6 protein-coding genes are annotated in these 6777 nt (G+C 71.2%); all 6 read right to left on the bottom strand.

Features of this window, described 5'->3' with window-relative positions:
* Positions 1–630: N5-glutamine methyltransferase family protein (locus VR44_RS19790; protein WP_045948878.1), on the bottom strand; the 630-nt coding region annotated here is incomplete at its 3' end.
* A gap of 85 nt (positions 631–715) precedes the next feature.
* Positions 716–1795 carry a peptide chain release factor 1 gene (gene prfA / locus VR44_RS19785; protein ID WP_045948877.1) on the bottom strand — a complete coding sequence of 360 codons (1080 nt, stop codon included), beginning with the start codon at positions 1793–1795 and terminating at the stop codon, positions 716–718.
* A gap of 120 nt (positions 1796–1915) precedes the next feature.
* The gene (rpmE, locus tag VR44_RS19780; protein WP_007266580.1) at positions 1916–2134 is read right to left on the bottom strand and encodes a 50S ribosomal protein L31; all 219 of its coding nucleotides are present in this window, start codon (positions 2132–2134) and stop codon (positions 1916–1918) included.
* 172 nt (positions 2135–2306) lie between these two features.
* The gene (locus tag VR44_RS19775; RefSeq protein ID WP_045948876.1) at positions 2307–3407 is read right to left on the bottom strand and encodes an LCP family protein; all 1101 of its coding nucleotides are present in this window, start codon (positions 3405–3407) and stop codon (positions 2307–2309) included.
* Positions 3408–3687: 280 nt separating this feature from the next.
* A complete protein-coding gene (rho, locus tag VR44_RS19770) occupies positions 3688–5772 on the bottom strand; it encodes a transcription termination factor Rho (RefSeq protein WP_045948875.1) in 2085 nt (694 codons plus the stop codon).
* 417 nt (positions 5773–6189) lie between these two features.
* Positions 6190–6777, bottom strand: a 588-nt coding sequence (locus VR44_RS19765; RefSeq protein WP_045948874.1) for a homoserine kinase, incomplete at its 5' end; no start/stop codon positions are given.

Raw genomic sequence — 6777 nt, 5'->3', positions numbered from 1 at the left:
GAACAGCGCCATCTCGGGGTCGTGGTCCCGGGCCTCGGGGGCCACGTACTCCCACTCGGTGAGCGGGATGTACGGCGGGTTGGAGATGACGAGGTCGACCTGGCCGTCCAGCTCGGGCAGCGCGGTCAGGGCGTCGCCCTGGTGGACGGTGACCCTGGACCCCTCGGCGTTCTTGCGGGTCCAGCGCAGGGCGTCCTCGGACAGCTCCACGGCGTGCACGCGCGAGCGCGGCACCTCCTGGGCCATGGCGAGGGCGATGGCGCCGGAGCCGGTGCACAGGTCCACGATCAGCGGCTCGACCACGTCCATGGCCCGGACGGCCTGTATGGCCCAGTCCACCACCGACTCGGTCTCGGGCCGGGGCACGAACACCCCGGGGCCGACCTGGAGCTCCAGGTAGCGGAAGAAGGCCCGGCCGGTGATGTGCTGGAGCGGCTCGCGCGCCTCGCGGCGGGCGACGGCCTCCCAGTAGCGGGCGTCGAAGTCCGCGTCCTTGACGTGGTGCAGTTCCCCCCGCTTGACGCCGTGCACGAAGGCCGCGAGCTCTTCCGCGTCGAAACGCGGTGAGGGCACGCCGGCGGCGGCCAGCCGCTGGGTGGCCTGGGCCACCTCGGCAAGCAGCAAGTTCACGCTGGTCCTCCGGGCTGCTGTCATGGGGGTCCCCCCTGCTCGGGCGGAGCCGAGAGCCAGGGGGAGGGGGGTGGTGCCTGGGTCGTCAGTGCGCGGCCGCGAGCTTGGCCGCGGAGTCGGTGTCGACGCAGGCCTGGATGACCGAGTCGAGGTCGCCGTCGAGCACCTGGTCCAAGTTGTACGCCTTGAAGCCGGTGCGGTGGTCCGAGATCCGGTTTTCCGGGAAGTTGTACGTACGGATCTTCTCGGAGCGGTCGACGGTGCGCACCTGGCTGCGGCGCACGTCGGAGGCCTCCTGCTCGGCGGCTTCCTGGGCGGCGGCCAGCAGGCGCGAACGCAGGATGCGCATGGCCTGCTCCTTGTTCTGGAGCTGGCTCTTCTCGTTCTGGCAGGAGGCGACCACACCGGTCGGGATGTGCGTGATGCGCACGGCCGAGTCGGTGGTGTTGACGGACTGGCCGCCGGGGCCGGAGGAGCGGTACACGTCGATGCGCAGGTCGTTCGGGTTGATCTCGACCTCGACCTCCTCGGCCTCCGGGGTGACGAGCACGCCGGCGGCGGAGGTGTGGATGCGGCCCTGGGACTCGGTGGCCGGGACGCGCTGGACGCGGTGGACGCCGCCCTCGTACTTCATCCGGGCCCACACGCCCTGGCCGGGCTCGGTGGCGCCGTTGCCGCCCTTGGTGCGGACGGAGACCTGGACGTCCTTGTAGCCGCCGAGCTCGGACTCGGTGGAGTCGATGATCTCGGTCTTCCAGCCGACGCGTTCGGCGTAGCGCAGGTACATGCGCAGCAGGTCGCCCGCGAAGAGGGCGGACTCGTCGCCGCCGGCGCCGGCCTTGATCTCCAGGAGCACGTCCTTGTCGTCGCTGGGGTCGCGCGGGACGAGCAGCAGGCGGAGCTTCTCGGTGAGCTCCTCGCGCTGCGCGCTCAGTTCCTTGACCTCGGCGGCGAAGTCGGGGTCGTCGGCCGCCAGCTCCTTGGCCGTTTCGATGTCCTCGGCCGACTGCTTCCACGCACGGAAGGTCGCCACGATCGGGGTGAGCTCCGCGTAGCGCTTGTTCAGCTTGCGGGCGTTCGCCTGATCGGAGTGGACCGAAGGGTCGGCGAGCTTCTTCTCGAGGTCGGCGTGCTCGCCGACCAGTTCCTCGACCGCTTCGAACATCGGGTGCTCCTGGGGTGAAAAAGTCAAAAATGGGCTGGGCTGGCGGTACGACGACAAAGGCGCCGGTCCGGCCGCCCCCGCGTGGTCAGGGGGCGGCCGCGGACCGGCGCCTGGGTCGCGCTACTTCTTGGCCGCACCCTTGCCGAAGCGGGCCTCGAAGCGGGCCACACGGCCACCGGTGTCGAGGATCTTCTGCTTGCCCGTGTAGAACGGGTGGCACTCGGAGCAGACCTCGGCACGGATGGTGCCCTCGGTCAGGGTGCTACGGGTGGTGAACGACGCGCCACAGGTGCAGCTGACCTGGGTCTCGACGTACTCGGGGTGAACATCGCGCTTCAAGGTGTCTCCTAGATTCGGGAGGGCGCCGGGTCGCAGGAGCCGAATTGCGCACTGCGTGAACCGGGGCCGACAGACCAGTCTGCCAGGACCGGGCCGCCTGTCAAAATTCTCGGAACGCTCCCCTCAACGGGGTGGGGCCGGCATCTATTCCGGCCCCCGCCGGAGGGGCCCGCTACTGCACGATCGAGCCCGCGGTGCTCTTGTCGCCGGCCGACTTCTCGGTGGCCTGGGCGGGGATCGGCTGGTCGGCCAGCAGGGCGTCCCAGACCATCTTGGACTCGCCGGCGAGCGGGACCACCCGGTCGTGGTCCGCCGGGTCCGGGCCCACCGGCAGGGTGATCATGTGCATGTTCTCGGCGCTGATGCCCTGGAGGCTCTGGGCGAAGCCCATGAGGGACTTCACGTCGCCGAGCGCCTTGTCGGTGGTGAGCGCCTTGGTGGCGGAGTCGGCGAGGCCGTAGAGCTTCTTGGGGTTGTCGAACAGCCCGACGCCCTTGACCTGCTTGATCAGCGCCTTGATGAAGGCCTGCTGCAGCTGTATTCGGCCCAGGTCGCTGCCGTCGCCGACGCTCTTGCGGGTGCGCACGAGGCCCAGGGACTGCTCGCCGTTCAGCTTGTGCGGACCGGGCGGCAGGTCGAGGTGGCTGTAGTCGTCCTTGATCGGCTTCGTGGTCGTGAGCTGGACCCCGCCGAGGTTGTCGATGATCTTCTTGAAGCCGGTGAAGTCGACTTCCATGTAGTGGTCCATGCGGATGCCCGACAGCTGCTCGACGGTCTTCACCGCGCAGGCGGGGCCGCCGATGGTGTAGGCCTCGTTGAACTGGGCCTTGCGCCGGCCGGGGTCGGTCTTGCCCTTGCCGGTGGCGCAGGCGGGGCGCGGGACCATGGTGTCGCGCGGGATGGACACGACGCTGGCCTTCTGGTGGCCCTCGTACAGGTGCACGATCATCGCGGTGTCGGAGCGGGCGGAGCCGCCGTCGTCCTGGCCGTACTCGCTGTTCTCGCCGCTGCGGGAGTCGGAGCCGAGGACGAGGATGTCCATCGAGCCGTTGTCGACGTTGGCGGGGCGGTCCTTGCCGAGCGCCGAGTCGATGTCGACGCTGTGCAGGTTGCCGTTGAGCTTGAAGTAGAACCACCCGAGGCTCCCGCCGCCGAGCAGGACCACGCCCGCGGCGGTCCAGGCGGCGACCCTGAGGCCCTTGCGCGGCCGCGGCTGCCCTCTGCGCCGACGCCTGCGTGCGGCGCGACCGCTGCCCCTGCTGTCCTCGCTCATGCTCTCCTCGGTCCTGGCTCCGGTGCCCGCTGTTCTCTCACACAGACGGACTAGCGCATTCCAGGGTTCCACGGCGCACGGACGGCTCCGCACACCCCGGCGCGAGCGGACACCCTGCGTGACGCGCCCCCTACCCGCCGTGCCGAAACCGGGTGCGGAACCGCCCGTACGCCGCCCTCCGGGGAGCGCGGTGTGGCGAACGTCGCACCAAAAAAAGGGGGCGCCCCCACCGCGGGTGCGGTGGGGGCGCCTGCGCTCACGCGCGGACCGACCGGCGGGGTCAGTCGTCGTTCTTGCCCGCCGGGGTGGTCTTGGCGATCTGCATCAGGAACTCGGCGTTCGACTTCGTCTGCTTCATCTTGTCGAGCAGCAGCTCGATCGCCTGCTGCGAGTCGAGCGCGTGCAGCACCCGGCGCAGCTTCCAGACGATGGCGAGCTCCTCGCTGTTGAGGAGGATCTCCTCCTTGCGCGTACCCGACGGGTCGACGTCGACGGCCGGGAAGATGCGCTTGTCGGCGAGCTTGCGGTCGAGCTTGAGCTCCATGTTGCCGGTGCCCTTGAACTCCTCGAAGATCACCTCGTCCATGCGCGAGCCGGTGTCGACGAGCGCGGTGGCCAGGATGGTCAGCGAGCCGCCGTCCTCGATGTTGCGCGCGGCACCGAAGAAGCGCTTCGGCGGGTACAGCGCGGTCGAGTCGACACCACCGGACAGGATGCGGCCGGAGGCGGGCGCCGCGAGGTTGTACGCGCGGCCCAGACGGGTGATGGAGTCGAGCAGGACGACCACGTCGTGACCCAGCTCCACGAGGCGCTTGGCGCGCTCGATGGCCAGCTCGGCGACGGTGGTGTGGTCCTCGGCCGGACGGTCGAAGGTCGAGGAGATGACCTCGCCCTTGACCGACCGCTGCATGTCGGTGACCTCTTCCGGACGCTCGTCGACCAGGACGACCATCAGGTGGCACTCGGGGTTGTTGGTGGTGATCGCGTTGGCGATCGCCTGCATGATCATGGTCTTGCCGGTCTTCGGCGGGGCCACGATCAGACCGCGCTGGCCCTTACCGATCGGCGACACGAGGTCGATGATGCGGGTGGTCAGCACGCCCGGGTCGGTCTCCAGGCGGAGCCGGTCCTGCGGGTAGAGCGGGGTCAGCTTCTGGAACTCCGGGCGGCCGCGGCCCGATTCGGGCGACATGCCGTTGACGGAGTCCAGGCGCACGAGGGCGTTGAACTTCTCGCGGCGCTCGCCGTCCTTGGGCTGGCGCACGGCGCCGGTGGTGTGGTCGCCCTTGCGCAGACCGGCCTTGCGGACCTGGGCGAGGGAGACGTACACGTCGTTCGGGCCGGGCAGGTAGCCGGAGGTCCGGATGAACGCGTAGTTGTCGAGGATGTCGAGGATGCCCGCGACGGGGATCAGGACGTCGTCGTCGGCGACCTGCGGCTCGCCCGGGGCGAACTCGTCACGGCCACGGCGGCCACGGCGGTCGCGGTAGCGGCCGCGCCGGCCGCGACGGCCGTCCTCACCGTCGAAGTCGTCCTGCGGACCGTTGTCCTGGCGGCCCTGCTGGCCCCGGCCGCCGCCCTGCTGCTGGCGGTCCTGACGGTCCTGGCGGTCGGCGCGGTCCTGACGGCCGCCCTGCTGGCCGCCCTGGCCGCCGCCCTGCTGCTGGCCCTGCTCGTCGGCCTTGGCACCGCGGTCGCGGCGGCCCTGGCGGTCACCGCGCTCGCCCCGCTCGCCGCGGTCACGGCGGTCGCGGCGGCTGCGGCCCTCGCCGGCCTCCTGTGCGGGGGCCTGGCCCTGAGCGGGGGCGGAGACGGCCACGGCCTGCTCCGTCTTGGCCTCGGCCTGCGGGGCGGCGGCCGCGGGGGCCTCGGTCTTCTGCTCGACCTGCACGACGGCGGGGGCCGAGGACTCGGGGCTGCCGGTGGGGGCGGTGGCGCGGCGGCGGCGGCGCTCGCCGGCCGGGGCGTCCTCGCTGATCGGCTGGCCCGGGATCTCGATCTGGGCCGGTGCGGCGGCGGGCTTCTCGGCGGGCGCGGCGGCGGCCGCCTCACCCGTGCGGGCCTTGCTGGTGGCGCGGCGCTTCGGCTTGGCCTCGGCGGCGTCGGCGGCGGGGGCCGCGGCCTTGGGGGCGCTGCCGCCCTGCGCCTCCTTGATGACCTCGATCAGCTGGCTCTTGCGCATCCGCGCGGTGCCCCTGATACCGAGGCCCGACGCGACCTGCTGCAGCTCGGCCAGGACCATGCCCTCAAGGCCGGTGCCGGAGCGGCGGCGCCGGGTGGCAGTGGCAGCTGCGGCGCCCGCGGCGGGGGCACTGGTGTCGACGTTGGTGTCGGCAGCGCCCATCAGATCGGTGGTGTCGCTCACGAAGGGTCCTTCCCTGGAGCGGACGTCGGCCTGTCTGGCTCGGCGACCGGTTGTGCTGTCCGACAACAGTCCTAGGTGTGTGAACTGTGCCGGGGCGGTGGTCCGCCGGTAGAGATACGGCGGAGAGAAACGTGCATGGGTGGTTCCGGCGAGAAGCCCCCGAGCTGGAAGCGTGGGAATGTCACGCCGATTCCGGAGCGTGCTCGAAACTGCTGGCAGCGATCAAAGCAGTCGGGGAGGCTCCCGGAAGAAAGGTGGTCCCTGATGGGGACACTGAGCACCGAGCCATGGCGGCTTCGGTTGCGTACTTGAGATTAACACTACCGGATCCAACAGACATTCCCCCTCTCAATCACCGGCAATCGCCCTTCCGGGGAGCGCGGCCTGCCCGGCCGCCCTCCCCGTCGGGCCGTGTCACTAGGACACGGGCTGACCGCCCTGGGCGCCCAGCGGAAGGACGCTCGCACCCGCGGCGTCGAGGGCGAGCCGGTTCGCGGCCCACCCCTCGCCCGCGAGCTGCGCGACCTTGTCGGCCGCGTCGTTGTCGACCAGCGCCAGGACCGTGGGGCCCGCGCCGGAGATGACCGCGGGGATGCCGTCCGCCCGCAGCCGGTTGACGAGCGCCACGCTCTCCGGCATCGCCGGGGCGCGGTACTCCTGGTGCAGCCGGTCCTCGGTGGCGGGCAGCAGGAACTCGGGACGCCTGGTCATGGCCTCCACGAGCAGGCCCGCGCGCCCCGCGTTGACGGCGGCGTCCACGTGCGGAACGGACCGCGGCAGCAGGCCGCGGGCGGTCTCGGTCAGGACCGGCTTCGACGGGACGAAGACCACCGGAACGATGGAATCGGCGGGGTCCATACGGATCGCCCTGGCGCTCCCGCCCTCCATCCAGGCGAGGGTGAAGCCGCCGAGCAGACAGGCGGCGACGTTGTCCGGGTGGCCCTCGATCTCGGTGGCGAGCTCCAGCAGCGCGGTGTCGTCGAGCTTCGCCTCGCCGCCTATGGT

The organism is Streptomyces katrae (genome assembly GCF_000966975.1).
Classification (GTDB): Bacteria; Actinomycetota; Actinomycetes; order Streptomycetales; family Streptomycetaceae; genus Streptomyces; species Streptomyces katrae.
This window is presented reverse-complemented; position numbering and strand designations above follow the sequence as displayed.

Bases quoted from the DNA above. Each gene is read 5' to 3' on its own strand.
- VR44_RS19775 (WP_045948876.1), bottom strand. From the start codon at position 3,407: ATGAGCGAGGACAGCAGGGGCAGCGGTCGCGCCGCACGCAGGCGTCGG.
- prfA (WP_045948877.1), bottom strand. From the start codon at position 1,795: ATGTTCGAAGCGGTCGAGGAACTGGTCGGCGAGCACGCCGACCTCGAG.